This is a genomic window from Streptomyces sp. RKND-216 (genome assembly GCF_004795255.1).
GTDB lineage: Bacteria > Actinomycetota > Actinomycetes > Streptomycetales > Streptomycetaceae > Streptomyces > Streptomyces hazeniae.
The window spans coordinates 3,586,376-3,606,531 of record NZ_SSBQ01000002.1 but is presented as its reverse complement, the minus strand read 5'-3'; the positions used below and the strand labels follow the sequence as shown (position 1 = coordinate 3,606,531).

At 73.0% G+C, this 20,156-nt stretch carries 19 protein-coding genes; 10 read left to right on the top strand and 9 right to left on the bottom strand.

The genetic code is table 11. The annotated features are described in order from the left end of the window. Positions 1–85: 85 nt before the first annotated feature. Positions 86–1,750, bottom strand: a complete 1,665-nt coding sequence (locus E4198_RS16105; RefSeq protein ID WP_247597710.1) for a penicillin-binding transpeptidase domain-containing protein — start codon at positions 1,748–1,750, stop codon at positions 86–88. Between the two features lie 146 nt (positions 1,751–1,896). Beyond that, positions 1,897–3,633, bottom strand: coding sequence for a phospholipid carrier-dependent glycosyltransferase (locus E4198_RS16100; protein WP_136183777.1), 1,737 nt, complete (start codon positions 3,631–3,633; stop codon positions 1,897–1,899). Positions 3,634–3,762: 129 nt separating this feature from the next. Here E4198_RS16100 and rsmI point away from each other — a divergent pair, with 129 nt between their 5' ends. From rsmI to E4198_RS16075, 5 genes are all read left to right on the top strand, one after another. Continuing rightward, on the top strand, positions 3,763–4,626 hold the full coding sequence (gene rsmI / locus E4198_RS16095) for a 16S rRNA (cytidine(1402)-2'-O)-methyltransferase (protein ID WP_136183776.1): 864 nt from the start codon (positions 3,763–3,765) through the stop codon (positions 4,624–4,626). 216 nt (positions 4,627–4,842) lie between these two features. Beyond that, positions 4,843–5,094 (top strand): hypothetical protein, encoded by a 252-nt coding sequence (locus E4198_RS16090; protein ID WP_136183775.1) that lies wholly within the window; start codon positions 4,843–4,845, stop codon positions 5,092–5,094. A 34-nt stretch (positions 5,095–5,128) separates the two neighbouring features. Beyond that, on the top strand, positions 5,129–5,974 hold the full coding sequence (locus E4198_RS16085; RefSeq protein WP_136183774.1) for a TatD family hydrolase: 846 nt from the start codon (positions 5,129–5,131) through the stop codon (positions 5,972–5,974). A 9-nt stretch (positions 5,975–5,983) separates the two neighbouring features. Then, positions 5,984–6,865, top strand: a complete 882-nt coding sequence (gene rsmA / locus E4198_RS16080; RefSeq protein ID WP_136183773.1) for a 16S rRNA (adenine(1518)-N(6)/adenine(1519)-N(6))-dimethyltransferase RsmA — start codon at positions 5,984–5,986, stop codon at positions 6,863–6,865. Further along, positions 6,862–7,758: a 4-(cytidine 5'-diphospho)-2-C-methyl-D-erythritol kinase gene (locus E4198_RS16075; protein ID WP_136183772.1), complete on the top strand. Its 897-nt coding sequence runs from the start codon at positions 6,862–6,864 to the stop codon at positions 7,756–7,758. Before rsmA ends, E4198_RS16075 begins: the two co-directional genes overlap by 4 nt. Positions 7,759–8,060: 302 nt before the next feature. Here the strand turns inward: E4198_RS16075 and E4198_RS16070 are convergent, their stop codons facing one another. The 7 genes from E4198_RS16070 to E4198_RS16040 all read right to left on the bottom strand — a co-directional run bounded on the left by E4198_RS16070 (position 8,061) and on the right by E4198_RS16040 (position 15,095). Then, positions 8,061–9,449 (bottom strand): NAD(P)(+) transhydrogenase (Re/Si-specific) subunit beta, encoded by a 1,389-nt coding sequence (locus E4198_RS16070; protein WP_136183771.1) that lies wholly within the window; start codon positions 9,447–9,449, stop codon positions 8,061–8,063. Further along, complete coding sequence (locus E4198_RS16065) at positions 9,449–9,766, bottom strand: NAD(P) transhydrogenase subunit alpha (protein WP_136183770.1); 318 nt, start codon at positions 9,764–9,766, stop codon at positions 9,449–9,451. Before E4198_RS16065 ends, E4198_RS16070 begins: the two co-directional genes overlap by 1 nt. Beyond that, positions 9,766–10,944, bottom strand: coding sequence for a Re/Si-specific NAD(P)(+) transhydrogenase subunit alpha (locus E4198_RS16060; protein WP_136183769.1), 1,179 nt, complete (start codon positions 10,942–10,944; stop codon positions 9,766–9,768). Before E4198_RS16060 ends, E4198_RS16065 begins: the two co-directional genes overlap by 1 nt. A 370-nt stretch (positions 10,945–11,314) precedes the next feature. Continuing rightward, positions 11,315–11,983: a hypothetical protein gene (locus E4198_RS16055; RefSeq protein ID WP_136183768.1), complete on the bottom strand. Its 669-nt coding sequence runs from the start codon at positions 11,981–11,983 to the stop codon at positions 11,315–11,317. A gap of 502 nt (positions 11,984–12,485) precedes the next feature. Then, positions 12,486–12,866 carry a DUF2267 domain-containing protein gene (locus E4198_RS16050; protein WP_136183767.1) on the bottom strand — a complete coding sequence of 127 codons (381 nt, stop codon included), beginning with the start codon at positions 12,864–12,866 and terminating at the stop codon, positions 12,486–12,488. A 158-nt stretch (positions 12,867–13,024) separates the two neighbouring features. Then, positions 13,025–13,801, bottom strand: a complete 777-nt coding sequence (locus E4198_RS16045) for a glucose 1-dehydrogenase (protein ID WP_136183766.1) — start codon at positions 13,799–13,801, stop codon at positions 13,025–13,027. Between the two features lie 61 nt (positions 13,802–13,862). After that, a complete protein-coding gene (locus E4198_RS16040) occupies positions 13,863–15,095 on the bottom strand; it encodes a serine hydrolase domain-containing protein (protein WP_247597709.1) in 1,233 nt (410 codons plus the stop codon). Positions 15,096–15,309: 214 nt separating this feature from the next. On the opposite strand from E4198_RS16040, the gene E4198_RS16035 reads away from it, so the two are divergent. The 5 genes from E4198_RS16035 to E4198_RS16015 all read left to right on the top strand — a co-directional run bounded on the left by E4198_RS16035 (position 15,310) and on the right by E4198_RS16015 (position 20,139). After that, entirely contained in the window at positions 15,310–15,858 is a 549-nt protein-coding gene (locus tag E4198_RS16035; RefSeq protein WP_136183764.1) for a 2Fe-2S iron-sulfur cluster-binding protein, read from the top strand. Next, positions 15,855–16,853: a xanthine dehydrogenase family protein subunit M gene (locus E4198_RS16030; protein WP_136183763.1), complete on the top strand. Its 999-nt coding sequence runs from the start codon at positions 15,855–15,857 to the stop codon at positions 16,851–16,853. Before E4198_RS16035 ends, E4198_RS16030 begins: the two co-directional genes overlap by 4 nt. Continuing rightward, complete coding sequence (locus E4198_RS16025) at positions 16,850–18,958, top strand: xanthine dehydrogenase family protein molybdopterin-binding subunit (RefSeq protein ID WP_136183762.1); 2,109 nt, start codon at positions 16,850–16,852, stop codon at positions 18,956–18,958. The genes E4198_RS16030 and E4198_RS16025 overlap by 4 nt, the downstream gene beginning before the upstream one ends. A gap of 86 nt (positions 18,959–19,044) precedes the next feature. After that, a complete protein-coding gene (locus tag E4198_RS16020) occupies positions 19,045–19,656 on the top strand; it encodes a dihydrofolate reductase family protein (protein ID WP_136183761.1) in 612 nt (203 codons plus the stop codon). A gap of 63 nt (positions 19,657–19,719) precedes the next feature. Continuing rightward, positions 19,720–20,139 carry a VOC family protein gene (locus E4198_RS16015; protein WP_136183760.1) on the top strand — a complete coding sequence of 140 codons (420 nt, stop codon included), beginning with the start codon at positions 19,720–19,722 and terminating at the stop codon, positions 20,137–20,139. Positions 20,140–20,156: the final 17 nt, after the last annotated feature.

The following is a 20,156-nucleotide window of genomic DNA, read 5'->3' as shown; positions in this document are numbered from 1 at the left end:
GGCACGGGCCGGGAACCGGCACGGCACCGGTCGGGCCCGCCGCACGCTGCGGGGGCGTGCGGCGGGCCCGGAGGAGGGGTGGGCCTCAGCCGCCGTAGGCGTCGAGGACCTTGCGGACCACCGGGCCCGCGTATTCGCCGCCGTGGCCGACAGCGGGTACGACCGCCGCAGCCGCGATGTCTCCGGAGTACGCCGTGAACCACGCGTCCGGCTTCTTCTGGCCCATCACCTCGGCCGAGCCGGTCTTCGCTCCGAAGTCGCCGCTCATGCCGGCCATGGGCGCCGCCGCGGTGCCGCTCACCGCGGTGAGGTTCATCATCTGCCGCAGGCCGCTCGCGGTCTCCGGTTTCATCGTCTGCGGGGCGCCGGTCAGCGTGCGGCCGTCGATCTGGGGGGAGACGATGTACGGCTGCTTGAAGACGCCGGTCTTCACAGTCGCCGAGACGGACGCCATGTTGAGCGGGTTCATCCGCACGCCGCCCTGCCCGATGAGGGAGGCGCCCATCTGCGCGGCGCTCTGCACCGGGACGCGGCCGTCCATGGTGGAGGTGCCGACCTGCCAGGTGAGGCCGAGCCCGAAGACGTCGCGGGCGTAGTTCGTCAGCGAGTCGTTCTGCAGTTCCGGGGCCTGGCTGATGAAGGCGGTGTTGCAGGAGCGGGCGAAGCTCTGCGCGAAGGTGCCGCCCTTGATCTCGAAGTGGTCGTCGTTGTGGAAGGGCCAGTCGCCGTACTCGAACTCCTTCGGGCACGGGTGCGCCGCGTTCGGCGAGGCGAGACCCTTGTCCATGAGCATGGCCGCGGTGACGACCTTCATCGTGGAGCCGGGGGCGTAGAGGCCCTGGAAGGCGATGTTGAAGCCGGGCGCGGGGGTGTGGGCGACGGCCAAAATCTCGCCGGTGCTGGGCTTCACGGCGACGACGGCTGCCTTGTTCTTGCCGGCGATCGCGGACTCGGCGGCCTGCTGCACGCCGAGGTCGATCGTGGTCCGGAGGGTGCCCTCCTCCCCTTCGGAGAGGGTGAGGAGGGTGGTGCCGGTCTCCTCGCCCTTCGCGTCGAGGATGCGGGTCTCGATGCCGGGCTCCCCGCCCGCCTTGTCTCCGTAGCGCTTGCGCAGGTCGGCGAGGATGCCGCCCAGCGCCGGGTGGTCGTCCTTGGTGAGTTCGGTGCCGTTGCGGTCGACGGCCTTGATCGGCGGGGTGCCCGCCTCGCCGGTCTCGATGCTCTGGCCGTCCTTCAACTCGGGGTGCAGGACGGACGGTTCCCAGTGGACGAGTGCGTCGCCGGTCTTCTTGTCCCGTACGACGCTCACGGCACCGTCGTAGGACCAGTCGGCGGTGGTCTCCTCGTGGACGATCTTCGTCTCGGCCGCGAAGGCGACCTCGCGCTGCTTCGGCTTCTGCGGGGTGAACGCGATCTCGTCGATGGCGGCGTCCTCGCGGAACGCGGTGAGCGCCTTCAGCGCGGTGGTCTGGTCGTCGGTGAGGGCGGCGGCCTGCCGCTCCTTGCCGGCGGCCCAGGCGTCGAGGAAGTCGCCCGCCACCGTGCGGACTTCCTCCGCGGTCGGCGGCCCGGTCTCGACGGTCTCCGGCTGCTTCCCGTCGGCGGTCGTCGTTCCCACGCCGCCGCGGCCCGCCTCGTCGTCGCCCACCAGCGCGTACACGCCGAAGCCGGTGGCGCCTATGACGACGGCGGCCACGGAACCGATGACCGCCATGCGCTGCCTGTCCCGCGCCTGTTCCCTGTGACCCATCCGGAAAGTGCCCCTCCACCCCGCCCCGGCCGACGCGGACGGGGACCTTGTCCGAGGCACCCTACGGCACGAACCTTGACGGACCGGGCGCCCACATCACTCTTTCGCGTATCGAATCGGTGTATCGACGCGGCGGTTCGCGACGGTCAGATCCAGGTGTCCAGCCACATGCGCTGCCGCCAGGCGTCGAGCGGGATCGTCTCGCCGGTGTACACGGGCCAGAAGTAGACGAAGTTCCACACGACGAGCAGTACCAGCACTCCGGAGGCGACGACGCCGACCAGGCGGCGGCGTTCGGTGACACCGGGCGGACCGGCGAGCGCCCCGAGCATCATGGTGACCGCGAGGCAGAGGAACGGCACGAAGACGACGGCGTAGAAGTAGAAGATGGTGCGTTCCTGGTACTGGAACCACGGCAGGTAGCCGGCGGCGATGCCGCACAGGATGGCGCCGGCGCGCCAGTCGCGGCGCAGCAGCCAGCGGTAGAGCACGTACAGCACGGCGGCGCAGCCGGCCCACCACAGCAACGGTGTGCCCAGGGCGAGCACTTCGCGGGCGCAGCCGTCCGCCGCCGTGCACCCGGCCTCGCCCTTGTCGGGCGACTCGTAGAAGTAGGAGACCGGGCGCCCCAGGACCAGCCAGCTCCACGGGTTGGACTCGTAGGTGTGGCCGTCGGTGAGACCTACGTGGAAGTCATAGACCTGCGTCTCGTAGTGCCACAGGCTCCGCACCGCGTCGGGCAGCCAGGTCGCTCCCTGGCCTGCGCCCTCGGTGCGCGCCCAGTCGCGGTGGTAGCCGCGGTCGGTGGCGAACCAGCCGGTCCACGAGACGACGTAGGTGAGCAGGGCGACCGGCACGGTGGAGAGGAAGGCGGGCAGGGCGTCGCGGCGGAGCATCGCGGCGAACGGCCGTCCGGCGCCGGCCGCGCGGCGGGAGCCCATGTCCCACAGCACGGCGAGCACGCCGAACGCGGCGAGCACCACCAGGCCGTTCCACTTGGTGGCGAAGGCCAGTCCGAGGCACACCCCGGCGGCGATGCGCCACGGCCGCACGCCGAGTTTCACGCCCTCCGCGACGTACGCGTCCGGGGACGCCCCGCCCTCCCGGTCGGGGTCGGGCGGGAGGGCGGCCGCCAGCCGTGCGCGCGCCGTGTCCCGGTCCACGAGCAGGCAGCCGAACGCGGCGAGGACCCAGAACATCAGCACCAGGTCCAGCAGGGCGGTGCGGCTCATCACGAAGTGCAGGCCGTCCACGGCCAGCAGGCCCCCGGCCAGACAGCCCAGCGCCGTGGAGCGGAACAGCCGGCGGCCGATGCGGCAGAGCATCAGCACCGAGAGGGTGCCGAGCACGGCGGTCATGAACCGCCAGCCGAACGGGTTCAGCCCCCACATCACCTCGCCGAGCCCGATGATCCACTTCCCGACCGGGGGGTGGACGACGTAGGAGGGGTCCAAGGAGAGCCCGACGTCGCCGGCTCCGGAGAGGATGCGCTCGTTGGCGCCGTCCTCCCAGGTGCCCTCGTAGCCGAACTGCCAGAGGGACCAGGCGTCCTTGGCGTAGTAGGTCTCGTCGAATATCACCGCGTGCGGCGACCCGAGCTGCCAGAACCTCAGCAGGCCGGCGACCAGGGCGACGAGCAGCGGCCCGCCCCAGGCCGACCAGGCGGCCAGCCGCTCCGCCGCACGCGGGGAGAAGCCGAAGAGGGCCGCCGGCCTCCGAGAGGGACGGGGGTAGGGCGGTACGAGCCGCTCGCGCAGCCCGGCGCGCGGCGCGGGGCGGTAGCCGAAGCGGCGCAGCCGCGCCTGCCGCCCGGGCGGCGCGGGGGGCGGGGCGGTCTCGTGCGCTGCCTCGGTGGCGGTCTCCTGGGTCGTCACAGCGCTCATCGTAAGGAACGCGCCCCCGCCCCTGCGGCGCGGCAAGCCGACACTCCCCCTTCCCCCTTCCGTCCGGCACCGCGTGGCGGGCAGGCCGCGAGTTGCCCGGGGCGCGGTCCGGCGGCGAGACTCGCGCGCATGACCTCCACCGGAACCCTCGTCCTCGCCGGCACGCCCATCGGCGACACCGCCGACGCCCCGCCGCGGCTGGCCGCCGAGCTCGCGGCCGCGGACGTCGTCGCGGCGGAGGACACCCGGCGGCTGCGCCGGCTCACGCAGGCGCTGGACGTGCAGGTCGGCGGCCGGGTGGTGTCCTACTTCGAGGGGAACGAGTCCGCCCGGACGCCGGAGCTGGTGGAGGCCCTGGCGGGCGGGGCGCGGGTGCTGCTGGTGACCGACGCGGGGATGCCGTCAGTGTCGGATCCGGGGTATCGGCTGGTGGCGGCCGCCGTGGAGCGGGGCGTGCGGGTCACCGCCGTGCCGGGGCCGTCGGCGGTACTGACGGCGCTCGCGCTGTCCGGCCTGCCGGTGGACCGTTTCTGCTTCGAGGGCTTCCTGCCCCGCAAGCGCGGAGAACGCCTGACCCGGCTGCGGGAGGCCGAGCGGGAACGGCGCACCCTGGTGTACTTCGAGGCCCCGCACCGCCTGCACGACGCGCTGGCGGCGATGGCGGAGGTCTTCGGAGGCGGCCGCCGGGCCGCGGTGTGCCGGGAGCTGACCAAGACCTACGAGGAGGTCCGGCGCGGTCCGCTCGCGGAGCTGACCGCGTGGGCGGCCGAGGGCGTGCGCGGCGAGGTCACCGTCGTCGTCGAGGGCGCGGCGCCGCCCGGACCGGAGGACCTGGACGGCGCGGAGCTGGCCCGCCGTGTGGCGGTGCGCGAGGAGGCCGGGGAGCGTCGCAAGGAGGCGATCGCGGCGGTCGCGCAGGCCGCGGGAGTGCCCAAGCGGGAGGTCTTCGACGCGGTGGTCGCGGCGAAGCAGGCCGGCCCCGGCGGGCACTGACCGCACACCCTCCGTACACCCCGCTCCTCATGTCACACCGCCCGGTAAAGCGTTAACCTGAAAAGCAAAGCCTCGCCCAGAAAAGAGGCGGTTTCTCCGCTCCGGGCCCAACTCCGGGCCAATTGCCCTCAACGCTTCCCACAAGACTGCTGCGTTTCTTCCGGCACGGGAGTCCACTGGCCGTGGGCTCTTTCGCCCGGGAAGAAGGGAGCTTCGATGACGGAGACGACGGTGCACGAGGCGTACAGCTTCGCCTGCATGAACTGCGGCTACGGCTGGGAGCAGACGTACGACATCGAGCACCGCACTGGGCCGGACGGCAAGCCGTTGATCACCTACTGGGCGGACGGCCGGCGCGTACCCTCCCCGCTCACCCACCCGACCTGCCCCAACTGCGAGGGCCACAAGCTCCGGATCATGCGTTCCGGGCGGGTGGCCACGGCCGTGGACGCCTGGCAGCACCACTGACGCCCCGGTCGGGGCGGGGACCTATCATCGCGGCATGCCCGCTCCCGCCCAGCCCGCACCGCCGCTGCCGGAACCGCTCCGCGTGCCGGTGGCCGACTCGCACACCCACCTCGACATGCAGGACGGCACCGTCGAGGAGGCCCTCGCCAAGGCCGCCTCGGTGGGGGTGACGACCGTCGTGCAGATCGGCTGCGACGTGGAGCGGGCGGGCTGGGCGGCCGAGGTCGCCGCGGCCCACCCGGCCGTGCACGCGGCGGTCGCGCTGCACCCCAACGAGGCGCCGCGGCTGGCCGAGGAGGGCGGCCCGCAGGCGCTGGACGCCGCACTGGCGGAGATCGAGAAGCTGGCGGCGCTGCCGCAGGTGCTCGCCGTGGGCGAGACGGGCCTGGACTACTTCCGCACCGGCGAGGCCGGCATCGCCGATCAGCAGCGTTCCTTCCGCGCGCACATCGCTCTCGCCAAGCGGCTGGACAAGGCCCTGGTCATCCACGACCGGGAGGCGCACGACGACGTCGTCCGCATCCTGCGCGAGGAGGGCGCACCGGAGCGCACCGTCTTCCACTGCTTCTCCGGCGGCCCCGACCTGGCCCGGACCTGCGCCGAGCACGGCTGGTTCCTCTCCTTCGCCGGCAACGTCACCTTCAAGAACGCCCAGCCGCTGCGGGACGCCCTGTCCGCCGCGCCGCCGGAACTGCTGCTGGTGGAGACCGACGCGCCGTTCCTCACCCCCGCGCCGTACCGGGGCCGCCCCAACGCGCCCTACCTCGTCCCGGTCACGCTCCGTGCGATGGCCGAGGTCAAGGACCTTCCCGAGGACGAGCTGGCCGGTCACGTGGCGGCGAACACGGCGCGCGCGTTCGGCTACGAACCGCGCCCGTAGACTGCTGCGGTGAGCTCCGCCCCCGATCCCCTCCTCTCCCCCGCCGACGTCCGCGAACTCGCCGCCGCCCTGGGGGTGCGTCCCACCAAGCAGCGCGGGCAGAACTTCGTCATCGACGCCAACACCGTCCGGCGGATCATCCGTACCGCGCAGGTCCTCCCGGACGACGTCGTGGTGGAGATCGGCCCCGGCCTCGGCTCGCTCACCCTGGGCCTGCTGGAGACCGCGAGCCGCGTCACGGCCGTCGAGATCGACGACGCGCTGGCCGCCGCCCTCCCCGCCACCGTCGACGCGCGCCTGCCGTCCCGCGCGGACCGCTTCACCCTCGTCCACTCCGACGCCCTCCACGTCACCGACCTGCCCGGCCCTCCGCCCACCGCGCTGGTCGCCAACCTGCCCTACAACGTGGCCGTGCCGGTCCTCCTGCACATGCTCGCGGGCTTCCCCAGCATCGAACGCACCCTGGTCATGGTGCAGTCCGAGGTCGCCGACCGGCTGGCGGCACCGCCCGGCTCCAAGGTGTACGGCGTGCCGTCGGTGAAGGCCGCCTGGTACTGCGAGGTGAAGCGCGCCGGGGCGATCGGCCGCAACGTCTTCTGGCCCGCGCCCAACGTCGACTCCGGGCTGGTCTCCCTCGTCCGCCGCGACCCGCCCGCCACCACCGCATCCCGCACCGAGGTCTTCACCGTGGTGGACGCCGCCTTCGCGCAGCGCCGCAAGACGCTGCGCGCCGCCCTCTCCGGCTGGGCCGGCTCCGGCGCGGCCGCCGAAGAGGCACTGACCGCGGCGGGCGTCTGCCCGAAGGCCCGCGGCGAGTCCCTGACCGTCGAGGAGTTCGCCGCCATCGCCGAACACCGGCCGTCACCCAACCAGGAGGAAGAGGCCGCGTGACCGTCACCGTCCGGGTCCCCGCCAAGGTCAACGTGCAGCTCGCGGTGGGCCCGCCCCGCGTCGACGGCTTCCACGACCTGGCCAACGTCTTCCTCGCCGTCGGCCTCCACGACGAGGTGACGGCGACGCCCGCCGACACGTTCCGCCTCACCTGCACCGGCCCCGACGCCGACGCCGTGCCCCTCGACCCGACGAACCTCGCCGCCCGCGCCGCCGACGCCCTCGCCACCCACCACGGCATCGCCACTCCCGGCGTCCACCTGCACATCGCCAAGGACATCCCGGTCGCCGGAGGCATGGCCGGCGGCAGCGCCGACGCCGCCGGCGCCCTGCTCGCCTGCGACACCCTGTGGAACCTCCACACCCCCCACCCGGACCTCCTCAGCCTCTGCGCCGACCTGGGCTCCGACGTCCCGTTCAGCCTGCTCGGCGGCGCCGCGCTGGGCCGCGGCCGCGGCGAACTGCTGACCCCCCTGGACGTCGGCGGCACCTTCCACTGGGTGTTCGCCGTGGCGGACGGCGGCCTGTCCACCCCCGCCGTCTACCGCGAGTGCGACCGCCTGCGCGGCACCGCGGACGTCCCCGAACCTCAGGCGTCCCCCGCCCTCCTCACCGCCCTCCGCAAGGGCGACCCGCACGCCCTCGCCGGCGCCCTGGCCAACGACCTCCAGGCCGCCGCCCTCTCCCTCCGGCCCTCCCTGGCGGACACCCTGAGGGCCGGAAAGAGCGCCGGAGCCCTCGCCGGCCTGGTCTCCGGCTCGGGCCCCACCTGCGCCTTCCTCACCGAGGACGCCGCCACGGCGGAGACCGTCGCCGACGCCCTGCGCCGCTCCGGCACCTGCCGCACCGCCCGCCCCACCACCTCCCCCACCCCCGGCGCCACCCTCCTCTGATCCCAAGGCACCGCGCACCCCTCGCACGTCCCTCCCCCAGGGGCACGGGGGTGGGCCGGGGGCGGCGGTGTGGGACGTGAGGGGGCGTGGGCGGAGGGCAGGGCCGATGCGCCCGGAAACACTTGCCCGTGATGTGTGGGCCGCGAAATACGAGTCGTGCCCTCTGTTCGCCGAGAACCCGGCCCGTAAATCATGGGTTTCCGGGTCGTCGGCCCGGACCGCAGCCCACGCCCCCGACCCGCACCCCCACACCAGCCACCGCCCCGCGCCCACACCGAGCCCCAACACCCCCCACCCCCGGCCTACAGAGCCTTCAGCTCCTCCGTCACCTCCGCCACCGACTTCTTCGCATCACCGAACAGCATCGACGTCCGTTCCGCGTAGAACAGCGGATTGTCGATCCCCGCGAACCCGCTGCTCATCGACCGCTTCAGCACGATGACGTTGCGCGACGCGTCCACGTTGAGGATCGGCATGCCGTGGATCGGACTCGTCGGGTCGGTGCGCGCCGCCGGGTTGGTAACGTCGTTGGCGCCGATGACGAGCGTCACGTCCGTACGTGCGAACTCGTCGTTGATCTCGTCCATCTCCTTCAGCGCGTCGTACGACACGTCGGCCTCCGCCAGCAGCACGTTCATGTGCCCCGGCATGCGTCCGGCCACCGGGTGAATCGCGTACTTCACCTCGACGCCCTTCGTCGCCAGCAGGTCCGCCATGTCCTTCACCGCGTGCTGGGCCTGCGCGACGGCCATGCCGTAGCCGGGGACGACGATGACCTGCGCGGCGTACGCCATCTGAATCGCCGCGTCCGCCGCGGACGTGGACTTCACCGTCCGCTCCACACCGTCGTCGCCACCGGCTCCGAGCGCGCCGCCGCCACCGCCGAACCCGCCCGCCACGATGGCCGGGATGGTGCGGTTCATCGCCACCGCCATCTGGTGGGTGAGGATCGAGCCGGACGCACCGACGATCATGCCCGCGACGATCATCGCCGTGTTGTCCAGCGCCAGACCTGCCGCGGCGGCCGAAAGCCCGGTCAGCGCATTGAGCAGCGAGATGACCACGGGCATGTCGGCGCCGCCGATGGGCAGCACGACCAGTATCCCGAGCACCGCCGCGAGGACGAGGACCAGTCCGATCCACAGCTCCGACGCACCGCCGAGTCCGGCCATCACGGCGCATCCGACGGCCGCTGCCAACAGCAGGCCGTTCACGACCTGTTGGGCGGCGCCCAGGCCGATCGGCCGTCCGGGAAGGGTCTCCTGCAGCTTGCCGAACGCGACCAACGACCCCCAGAACGACACCGATCCGACGATCGCGGCGAACATCGAGGTCACCGCGACGTACCCGGCGGTGTCGGCGAAGGCGCCCGAGGTACGGAACTCGGACCAGGCGATGAGCGCCACCGCGCCGCCGCCCACGCCGTTGAACAGCGCGACCATCTGCGGCATGGCCGTCATCTTCACCTGCCGGGCGGACGGCACCCCGAGCACGGTGCCGACGACCAGGCCGACGGCGACCAGCACCCAGTTGTGCTCGATGCGCAGCAGCGTGGCCACGACCGCGACGAGCATGCCGAGCGCCGCGATCTGGTTGCCGCGCACCGCCGTACGGGGGCCGGTCAGGCCGGAGAGCCCGTGGATGAACAGCCCGAACGCGACGATGTACAGGAAGTAGGTGAAGGTCTCCATCAGTCGCTCCCGCCCTTCTTCTCACCGTGCCCGGACTTGAACATGCCCAGCATCCGGTCGGTGACCAGGAATCCGCCGACCACGTTGATCATGCCGAAAGCGATGGCGACGGTGAGGACGACCGAGTCGACCACGGACGGGTTCTCCAGTTCGCCGAGCACGATCAGGCCGCCGAGCAGCACGATGCCGTGGATGGCGTTGGTGCCCGACATCAGCGGTGTGTGCAGGGTGTTGGGCACCTTGGAGATGACCGCGAATCCGACGAACCCGGCGAGCACCAGGATCGCGATGTTGGCGAGCAGACTTCCCGACTCCATCAGGACTCCCCCTTAGTGGCTTTCGTGGAACCCCCAGCGTCCCGGGAACCACCGGCGCCCTCGGACGTCCCGGAACGGGTGACGCACGACGCGGCGAGCACGTCGTCGGACCAGTCGGGCACCACGGCTCCGTTCTCGTCGAGCATCAGCTCCAGCAGCGCGGAGACATTGCGCGCGTACAGCTCGGAGGAGTGCTCGGGCATGCGGGCCGGCAGGTTGAGGGGCGAAGCGACGGTGACGTCGTACCGCACCACGACCTCCCCGGGCTCGGTGAGTTCGCAGTTCCCCCCTGCCTCCCCGGCGAGGTCGACGACCACGCTGCCGGGCCGCATGCCCTCCACCGCACGGGCGGTGACCAGTCTCGGCGCCTTGCGGCCGGGCACCAGCGCGGTGGTGATCACCACGTCGAAGCCGGTGATCGCCTCTTCCAGCCGCTTGAGCTGCTCGGCGCGTTCGGCCTCGGACAGTTCGCGGGCGTAGCCGCCCTCGCCGGCCGCGTCGATGCCCAGGTCCAGCCACTGCGCGCCGAGCGACCGCACCTGGTCCGCGACCTCCGGCCGCACGTCGTAGCCGGTGGTGCGGGCACCCAGGCGTTTGGCCGTGGCCAGCGCCTGGAGGCCCGCGACGCCGACGCCGAGCACCAGGGCGGTGGCGGGCTTCACCGTGCCTGCCGCGGTCGTCAGCATGGGGAAGAACCGGGTGCAGTGGTCGGCGGCCAGCAGCACGGCCTTGTAGCCGGACACGTTCGCCTGCGAGGACAGCGCGTCCATCGACTGCGCCCGCGAGATGCGCGGTACGGCCTCCATCGCGAATCCCGTCACGCCCGCGTCGCGCAGGGCCGTCACCGTCTCCGGGGAGGTCAGCGGCGCGAGGAATCCGATCAGCGCGCTCCCTCTGCCCAAGCGGGCGGTCTCCTCGGCGGTCGGTGGTGCGACCTTCACCACCACGTCGCACGCCCACGGGTCGCCGATCCTCGCCCCCGCGGCGGTGAAGTGGGCGTCGGGAATGAGCGCGCCGATCCCGGCGCCGCTCTCCACGACGACCTCCACGCCGGTGCGCCGCAGTTTCTCGATCACCTTCGGCACCAGGGCGACGCGCCGCTCCCCCTCTCCCCGCTCCCGGGGCACGCCCACCCTGGCCGCCCGTGCTCCCGGCGCATTCTCCTCGCCGGCGCTCATGGGCACATCCTCTCGATCGCCATCCCTACGCCTTCCGTGTCCGGATCCGATGCGAACCGTGCGAACTGTGCGAACAGACGGTCCATGCTCGCGCCTTTGTGACGTGAGGTGTAGGGGGCAACACGCCGGAAGACCGGGCCGGGTCGTCGGTGCGCGGGCCACGCACGGCGCACCCAGCCCACCGCAGGCTGTCGAGCAGGCCACCTCGTCCGGGCGGACGACCGACGCCGCGGCCGTCTGCCGGACAGACGACCGCGGCGTCGTGGTCGATACTGCTGCTGGTGATCGGACCGAAGGGGATCGGGACGTGGGCGGGCGGTGGGCTCGTCGGCGGCAGCGGCCGGAACCGCGTTCCGTCCCCTGCGGAGCTTCAGCCGCCGGGAGAGAAGCGGAGGATTCCGGCGACCCCGCCCGCCAGCCCGGTCCCGTGCGGCACGAGGGCGAAGCCGGCGCCGGAGCGCGCGGCGGCCCCGAGAATCCGCGCCTCCTGCCGGGCGGCCGTGCCGGCTTCCCTGAACAACATGTCCAGCGCACCGGATTCGGCGGCCTCGAGCACCTGGTCGCTCCCCTGCACGGTGTTCCGGTGACCCTGCGCCTCGTGGAACCGGGAGGCGTCGTCGCGCTGCTTGTGCTGAGCGTGCCTGGTGGCGAGCTGCAGCAGTTCCTCGTCCAGGACGTGCCGAGCACGGGAGTCGGTCACTCCTCCCCGGTCGGTCTCCACGAGTGGAACGGAGAGCGGGTCGGGCATCCGGCTGCGCAGCGTCGCGCGCCCCTGGACCTCGCCCGCGAGCACCACGAGGTCGGGCGAGGTGCGCCGCAGGGCGTCGGCCGCGGTGGTGTCGAAGTCCTCGGCGTTCTGGTCCACCACCGTGGCGGAGCGGTGCCGGACGCGCCGGTGGGGCGCCGACCCCCCTTCCTGCGGCGGAGTGGAGTCCTCCGCCGCATCGCCCTCGGTGGCGACGGTCACCGCACTGAACCTGGCCTCCTGCTGGTCCGCCACGACGAGCAGTACCCGGACGGCGTCGGCGGTGTGGCGCACGTAGGAGCCCAGCTCGGGAAACGGACCCCAGTGCGCCTGATCGCCCGCCCCCAGGGCGGCGTCCCAGGGCTGGTCGAGTGCGAGGCGGCCCTCGCCGGAGGCGACGAGTACCCGGCCGTCGGCCTGCTCCTCGCCGGCCTTTTCCTGGGACAGTGCCTCGTCGACGGAGCCGAGCGCCTCCTCCGAGGCGCCTTCCTTCGTGAGCCGTTCGCGGAGTTCGTGCCAGCGCAGCCGTACCTAATCCGCCGCGTCCTCACCGGGAGAGCGCCCCTCCAGGTAAACGGTGGCGAAGGATGCCTGCTCCGGCGTGTACAGGGAAGCGAGTCGGCTGAGTTGCATACGAATTGTCTCCTTGGGTGGTGAGCCGCGTCGCGCGTACCGGCCTGTGGGGGCCGTGGCGCACACGGCGCCGCCCCCGTCGCGGGGCACTGCCGGCGGAGGGTGGCGCGGAGGGGACGGCTCGCTGCCGACCGTGTGTCGGGCCGTTCGCGGGGCCCCGCCGTCACGCGGCCTGTCGGTTGAAGAGCGGCGCGAAGTCGTCGGGCAGCTGGGTGACCAGGTGCCGCACCGCTCCGGGTGAGATCGCCTGCGGCAAGGTGGAGAGCACCGCGGTGGCGTCCCACTCGGCGGTCCGGGAGCGGGGCCCGACGATCCCGTCCACCCGGCGGTAGAACTCGTCCAGGTCGAACCGTTCGCCGCCCGCGCCCGTGCGCAGCGGCTCGTCGAGGGGCGGCGGGAGTTGCGCGGCCACGTCTCCCGCCTCGTCGGCGGTGACGCGGGCGGCGAGCACGGTCAGAACCGCCTCCGTCACCGTGCGGGCTTCCTTCTGGTCCTCGTACTGCCCGTGGTCGCGGACGTGCGCCAGGAACTCGTCGTCACGCAAGGAAAACAACCTCACTCGTACGTCGTCGGCTGTGTGTGCTGATCCGGCCGTCTCTGCGACGGCTGTGGGGCCGGGTATCCCACGAGCGCGGATCGCATGCACGCATCCGCCCGGACGGGGTCCGGAACGCGCGTGCGCCCCGGCCCCCGGCCGCCGGGTCAGACCTCGTCGCCCCGCATGGCGCGCCGGAGGCCCTGGTTGCCGCTGAGGAGGCCGCCGTCGACGGGCAGGGTGACGCCGGTGATCCAGGCCGCGTCGCGGGAGGCGAGGAAGGCGACGGCGGACGCGATGTCGTCCGGGACGCCGACGCGCCCCAGCGGGTATTCGCGAGCGGCGCGTTCCAGCACGTCCTCCCGTCCTTCCCAGGCGGGGGTGTGGACGGTGCCCGGTGCGACCAGGTTGACGCGGACGCCGCGCGGGGCCGCGTCCCCGGCGAGGGTGCGAGTGAGGGAGCCGAGGCCGGCCTTCGCGGCGCTGTAGGCGTGGTTGCCGAAGTCGGCGATGCCGTTGACGGAGCCGATGCTCACGACGGCACCCCTGCCGTCCGCCGCGGCGAGGTGCGGCATCGCGGCGCGCATGCAGCGGAACGCCCCGGTCAGGGAGACGTCCAGGTCGCGCAGCCAGGGCTCGTCGTCCTGGTCCTCGATGCGGGCGGGTTCCGGATGGCAGGAGTAGGCGTTGTTGACCAGTACGTCGAGCCGCCCGAACCGTTCCACGGTCACGGCCACGGCGGCTGCGACCGACCGGCTGTCGGCGACGTCGCAGGCGACCGCCTCCGCGCCGTCGAGTGGGGCGGCCGCGCGCCGGGCGCGTTCACCGTCCACGTCGGCGAGCATCACCCGCGCGCCCTCGTCCGTGAGTCGCCGCGCGACCGCCTGGCCGATACCCCGTCCAGCTCCGGTGACCAGGGCCGCGTATCCCTCGAATCGTCGCATCGCCCGAGGTTAGCCGTGCCTTTCGTGCCGTGACGACCCCCACGGAACCGTCATCGCACCGTCACCGCCGCGGGCAGGACTTCACCGCGCGCAGCAGGGCCTGGGCGCGGGGGTCGGAGGTGACGGAAGGCTGCGTGCCGCGGGTGACGTAGGCGAAGGAGGTGCCGGACTCGGGGTCCGCCAGGGCCAGGGAGCCGCCGCGTCCGGGGTGGCCGAAGGAGCCGGTGCCGAGCATCGGCGAGGAGGGGCTGTGCAGCATGTAGCCGAGCCCGAAGCGGGTGCCGACGACGAGCACCCGGTCCGGGCCGTGCGACTCCTGGGAACGAGCCTGCATCAGCGTCGCGGCGGTGAACAGGGAGCGGACGGCGGGGAGTTCGTCCTCGGCCTCGACGTGGCCGATGAGTGCGGCGTAGAAGCGGGAGAGCGAGCGGGCGGTGGCGATGCCGCCGGAGGCGGCGAGTTCGGCGGCCCGGTAGGCGGAGTCGTTCTCGTCGGGCAGCGGGTCGATCGCGCCGAAGGCGCGCCGGGTGAGCGAATCCGGGTCGCGGTAGGCGTCGAGGACGGTGTTCTTCGCCCGGACCCGCAGGCCCGCGGCGGCGGGCGGCGGGGGCGCCGTGACGTCCCTGAGCGTGGCGACGCGGTGCCGCTCGCCGTCGGGGAGGCCCATCCACAGGTCCAGGCCGAGCGGCCGGGCGATCTCCTCGGCGAACCAGCGGCCGATGGACCGGCCGGTCATCCGCATCACCAGCTCGCCGAGGAGCCAGCTGTAGGTCTGCGCGTGGTAGCCGTGCGCGGTGCCGGGTTCCCACACGGGACGCTGGGCGGCGAGCGCGGCGGGGCCGCTGACGCCGTCGAGGGCCTCGGCGGGGGTGAGCGGCGTGTCCAGGACCGGCAGCCCGGCGCGGTGCGACAGCAGGTGCCGCACCAGGACGCCCTCCTTTCCGTGCGCCTTGAACTCCGGCCAGTAGGTGCCGACGGGGGCGTCCAGGTCCAGGCGTCCGCGCTGGTGCAGCAGGTGCAGCACGGTCGCGGCGACGCCCTTCGTGGCGGACCGTACGACGGTGGCTGTGCCGGCCTCCCACGGGTCGCCCGCACCGTGAGCGGGCTCCGCCCCGGGGGCCCGGGCGCCGTCCGCAGAATCGTTTCGGGTGCCGCCCCAGAGGTCCACGACCCGGCGCCCGTCCACGTGCACGGCCACCGCCGCACCCGGGTCGCCACGCTCGGTGAGGTTCCGTGCGAACGCCTCCCGGACCGGCTCGAATCCGTCCGCCACCGCGCCCTGGACGTCCACCACGGCTCCGTCTCGCTCCCATAGGCCCTGTTCGTGCACGGCACGCGCCCGCGTGCCGCAGGTTCCATGGTGCACCGCGACACGCGCGCCCTGGTCCCCAGGACCCCGCACCCACCCCTTTGTCGGTAATGTCCGCACGCGGAGCGGTGTCGCGCGGCGCGCAGCGTGGTACCCACCCGCTGGGACCGTAACCGGAGCGCCCCGCTGGAGGCGGCACATGGAACACCGGATCACCCTTCGGGTGGACGGCAGCGAAAGGTCCGTGACGGTCGACGCGCGCACCACGCTGCTGGACGCGCTGCGCGAGCGGCTAGGGGTGACCTCCCCCAAGAAGGGCTGCGACCACGGCCAGTGCGGCGCCTGCACCGTGCTGCTCGACGGGCGACGGCAGCTGAGCTGCCTGACCTTCGCCCTCGCGCACGACGGCGACCAGGTCATCACCGCCGAGGGCGTGGGCGAGGCGCTCGGGGACGGCGGCCTGCACCCGGTGCAGCAGGCGTTCATCGAGCAGGACGCCTTCCAGTGCGGCTACTGCACGCCCGGCCAGGTCTGCTCGGCCGTCGGCATGCTCGACGAGGCGGCGGCAGGCCATCCCAGCCACGTCACCGACGACCTCGTGCCGCCGGAGACGCCCGGCGTGCCCGTGCCACTGGACGACGACGAGATCCGCGAGCGGATGAGCGGCAACCTGTGCCGCTGTGGCGCCTACGTCAACATCGTCGCTGCCCTGCGCGGCACCGCCGTGGCCCCCCGGGAGGCGTCGTGATCCCCTTCGAGTACCACCGGGCCACCGACGCCGAGGAGGCCGTGGCCACCGTCGCGGCTCACCCGCACGCCGTGTTCCTGGCGGGCGGCACCAACCTGGTCGACCACATGAAACTGGGCGTCGCCGCACCGCACATGCTGGTGGACGTCTCCCGGCTGCCGCTGGACGGGATCGAGGAGACCCCGGAGGGCGGTCTGCGCGTCGGCACGGCGGTGCGCAACAGCGACCTGGCCGCGCATCCGCTCGTACGGGAGCGGTATCCGGCGCTGTCCCGGGCGCTGCTCTCCGGCGCCTCCGGCCAGCTCCGCAACGCCGCGACCACCGGCGGCAACCTGCTCCAGCGCACCCGTTGCCGCTACTTCCAGGACGTCACCACGCCGTGCAACAAGCGGGAGCCCGGCTCCGGCTGCTCCGCGATCGGCGGCTGGGACCGGAACCACGCCGTGCTGGGCGCTTCCGACCAGTGCATCGCCGTGCACCCCTCCGACATGGCCGTCGGCCTGCTCGCGCTGGACGCCACAGTGCACGTACTCGGCCCCGACGGCGCGCGCACGCTGCCGCTGGCCGGTCTGCACCGGCTGCCCGGCGACGCGCCGGAGCGGGACACCGAACTGGCGCACGGCGAGCTGATCACCGCCGTGGAGCTGCCGTCCGCGAATGCGCTGACCCGCCGCTCCACCTACCGCAAGGTGCGCGAACGGGCCAGCTACGCCTTCGCGCTGGTGTCGGTCGCCGCGGCGCTGGACCTGGACGAGGCCGCCGGCACCGTGCGGGACGTGCGGATCGCGCTGGGCGGCGTCGCCCACAAGCCCTGGCGCGCCGAACGGGCGGAGGAGGCGCTGCGCGGCGCACCCGCCCGCGAGGAGGCGTTCCGCCGCGCCGCCGAGACCGAACTGGCCGCCGCGCAGCCGCGCGAGGGGAACGCGTACAAGGTGCCGCTGGCGCGGAACACCATGGTGGCGACCCTGCGGAACCTCACGGAGGGAAGGCGATGACGACACTCCGCCCCCGTGCCGTCGGCACGCCGATGGAGCGCCTGGACGGCCCGGCCAAGGTGACCGGAACCGCTCGCTACGCCTTCGAGCAGCCCGTCGAGAACCCGCTGTACGTGCACCCGTTGCAGTCCACGATCGCCCGCGGCCGGGTCAGCGCCGTGGACACCGAGGACGCCGAGGCGTGCCCCGGCGTCGCGTGCGTGCTCACCCACCACGACGCGCCGCGGCTCGCGGACACCGGCGACCGGGAGCTGGCGGTCCTCCAGTCCGGACGGGTCGCCTTCCGCGGCCAGTTCGTCGGCGCGGTGGTCGCCAAGACGCCGGAGACCGCACGGCACGCCGCCTCCCTGGTACGCATCGCGTACGAGGTGGAGCCGCACGACGTCGAACTGCGCGCCGACCGCGACGACCTGTACGCACCGGACTCCGTGAACCCGTCCTACGCCACGGACAGCGACGAGGGCGACGTGGACGGTGCGATGGCCGGCGCCCCGGTGACCGTCGACGCCGTGTACACGACGCCGATGGAGCACAACAACCCGATGGAGCCGCACACCACGGTCGCGGTGTGGCAGCCCGAGGGGGACGTGCGGTTGCTGCTGTACGCGTCCACCCAGTCCGTGCACGGCGTGCGCACCACGCTCGCGCCGCTGTTCGGGCTGGAGAAGGACCAGGTACGGGTGGTCTCGCCCCACGTCGGCGGTGGTTTCGGCTCGAAGGGCATGCCGCACGCGCACGACGTGCTGGCCGGACTGTGCGCGAAGGCCGTGCCGGGCCGGGCGGTGAAGCTGGCCCTGACCCGGCGGCAGATGTTCACCCTGGCCGGGCACCGCACGCCGACCATCCAGCGGCTGCGGCTCGGGGCCGACGCCGACGGGCGGTTGTCCGCGATCGCGCACGAGGTGGTGGAACGCACCTCCACCGTCAAGGAGTTCGCGGAGCAGACGGCCACCGGGACGCGGATGATGTACGCCGCCCCGAACCGCCGGACCTCGCACCGGCTGGCTTCGCTGGACGTGCCGGTGCCGTCCTGGATGCGGGCGCCCGGGGAGTGCCCGGGCTTCTTCGCGCTGGAGTGCGCGATGGACGAGCTGGCCGTCGCCTGCGGCCTGGACCCGATCGAGCTGCGGGCGCGCAACGACCCGCCCGAGGACCCGGAGACGGGTCGGCCGTGGTCCGGGCGGCGGCTGGTGGAGTGCCTGCGGGAGGGTGCCCGCCGTTTCGGCTGGGACCGGCGGCCGACCGCACCGGGCACCCTCCGCGAGGGCCCGGGGGGCCGGGAACTGGTCGGTCTGGGCGTGGCCTCCGCCACCTACCCGTACTACGAGATGCCCGGCTCGGAGGCGGCGATCCGCTACGAGGGCGAGGACCGCTGGACGGTCCGGATCGGCGCCGCCGACCTCGGCACGGGCACCTGGACGACCCTCACTCAGGTCGCCGCGGACGCCCTCGACGCCGCCCCGGAGGACGTGACGCTGCTGATCGGCGACAGCACGCTGCCCGCCGCGACGGTCGCGGGCGGGTCGGCAGGACTGGCGTCCTGGGGCTCGACCGTGATCGGCGCGGCCCGCGCCTTCCGCGACCAGCACGGCCGTGACCCGGACCCGGGCGCGGAGGCACGTTCCGGAATGCCGCAGAACCCGGACCGCAAGACCTACGCGCGGCACTCCTTCGGCGCGCACTTCGCCGAGGTGCGGGTGGACGCCGACACCGGGGAGATCCGCGTGCCGCGCATGCTGGGCGTCTTCTCCGCGGGCCGCATCGTCAACCCGCGCACCGCACGCTCGCAGTTCCTGGGCGGCATGACGATGGGCCTGTCCATGGCGCTGCACGAGCACGCCGTCATGGACCCGCACACCGGCCACGTGGTGAACGACGACTTCGCCGATTACCACATCGCGGCGCACGCCGACGTGTGCGACATGGACGCCACCTGGCTGGAGGAGGAGGACCCGCACGCCAACCCGATGGGCGCCCGCGGCATCGGCGAGATCGGCATCGTCGGCTCACCGGCGGCCGTGGTTAACGCGGTGTTCAACGCCACCGGCATCCGCGTCCGGGACCTGCCTGTGACCCCGGACAAGCTGCTGACGGAGCTTCAGTAGACGTATGCTTCGGTCCGTTGGAAGACCGGCGTAGTCCCAGGTCCGATGGCCGGAGTGGCCGAGGAGAACTGAGAGGGCGATGCTCGATGAGACTGGTAGTGCAGGAGTTCCTCACGCTCGACGGGGTTTCCCAGGGGCCGGGGTCCCCGGACGAGGACACCAGCGACGGCTTCACGCGAGGCGGCTGGTTCGTACCCCATCTGGATGAGGAGTTCGAGCGGCTGGCCGGCACCTGGCTCGGCGAGGCGGACGCGTTCCTCTTCGGCCGGCGCACCTACCAGAACTTCGCGCGGGACTGGCCGCAGATGACCGACCATCCCTCTGCCAGAATCCTGAACAGCCTGCCGAAGTACGTGGCTTCCCAAAGCCTCCCTGCTGCCGAGTGGAACCCGTCCACGGTCCTGTCCGGCGACGTACCCGCCCAGGTGGCGGACTTGAAGCGGCGGCCCGGCCGGGAACTGCAGGTCCACGGCAGCGCCCGGCTGGCCCAGTCCTTGCTGGCTTCCGGGCTGGTCGACACGTGGCGGCTCGTGATCGCCCCCGTTGTGGTCGGCCAGGGCCGACGTCTGTTCCCGGACGGCGGCGCACCGGCCGGGCTGCGCCTCGTCAGCCATCGGACGACACCCAGTGGCCTCTCCGTGCACGTCTTCGACTCGACGGCGCGCGTGGAGTACGGAACCTACGGGGCCGACGCTTAGGCCGGAGAGCACGACTACGCTGCGCCCGTCGGGCCCGGGAACGAATAGCACGGGAGGAACGCCATGTCCCGCGAAGCCTCTGTCACTTCGGTGTGGCCGGTCCTGCACTACGACGACACGAACGCCGCGCTGCGGTTCCTGGTGGACGTGCTGGGCTTCGCACAGCACGTCGCGGCACCGGACGACGAAGGGCGCATCGTGCACGCGGAACTGGGCTGGCCGGGCGGAGGCGCACTGGTCTTCGGCTCGACGCGGCACACCGACGGCGTGCACGGCGGCATGAGGGCCGGGACCGGCGCCGTCTACGTGGTCTGCAACGACGTGGACGGCGTGCACCGCCGGGCGAGCGCCGCCGGGGCTGAGGTGGTGGAGTCGCCGCACGAGACACGTTTCGGCTCCGGCGTGCGCACCTACGTGTGCACGGTGAAGGATCCGGAGGGCAACCTGTGGACCTTCGGCACCTACGGGGGCGCCTCCTCCTGAGGAGTGCTCCTCCGGCT

What these genes read in the sequence shown, in the direction of transcription:
- E4198_RS16105 (WP_247597710.1), bottom strand. Translation starts at nt 1,750, where the DNA reads ATGGGTCACAGGGAACAGGCGCGGGACAGGCAGCGCATGGCGGTCATC.
- E4198_RS16100 (WP_136183777.1), bottom strand. Translation starts at nt 3,633, where the DNA reads ATGAGCGCTGTGACGACCCAGGAGACCGCCACCGAGGCAGCGCACGAG.
- rsmI (WP_136183776.1), top strand. Translation starts at nt 3,763, where the DNA reads ATGACCTCCACCGGAACCCTCGTCCTCGCCGGCACGCCCATCGGCGAC.
- E4198_RS16090 (WP_136183775.1), top strand. Translation starts at nt 4,843, where the DNA reads ATGACGGAGACGACGGTGCACGAGGCGTACAGCTTCGCCTGCATGAAC.
- E4198_RS16085 (WP_136183774.1), top strand. Translation starts at nt 5,129, where the DNA reads ATGCCCGCTCCCGCCCAGCCCGCACCGCCGCTGCCGGAACCGCTCCGC.
- E4198_RS16070 (WP_136183771.1), bottom strand. Translation starts at nt 9,449, where the DNA reads ATGGAGACCTTCACCTACTTCCTGTACATCGTCGCGTTCGGGCTGTTC.
- E4198_RS16065 (WP_136183770.1), bottom strand. Translation starts at nt 9,766, where the DNA reads ATGGAGTCGGGAAGTCTGCTCGCCAACATCGCGATCCTGGTGCTCGCC.
- E4198_RS16060 (WP_136183769.1), bottom strand. Translation starts at nt 10,944, where the DNA reads ATGAGCGCCGGCGAGGAGAATGCGCCGGGAGCACGGGCGGCCAGGGTG.
- E4198_RS16045 (WP_136183766.1), bottom strand. Translation starts at nt 13,801, where the DNA reads ATGCGACGATTCGAGGGATACGCGGCCCTGGTCACCGGAGCTGGACGG.
- E4198_RS16035 (WP_136183764.1), top strand. Translation starts at nt 15,310, where the DNA reads ATGGAACACCGGATCACCCTTCGGGTGGACGGCAGCGAAAGGTCCGTG.
- E4198_RS16025 (WP_136183762.1), top strand. Translation starts at nt 16,850, where the DNA reads ATGACGACACTCCGCCCCCGTGCCGTCGGCACGCCGATGGAGCGCCTG.
- E4198_RS16020 (WP_136183761.1), top strand. Translation starts at nt 19,045, where the DNA reads ATGAGACTGGTAGTGCAGGAGTTCCTCACGCTCGACGGGGTTTCCCAG.
- E4198_RS16015 (WP_136183760.1), top strand. Translation starts at nt 19,720, where the DNA reads ATGTCCCGCGAAGCCTCTGTCACTTCGGTGTGGCCGGTCCTGCACTAC.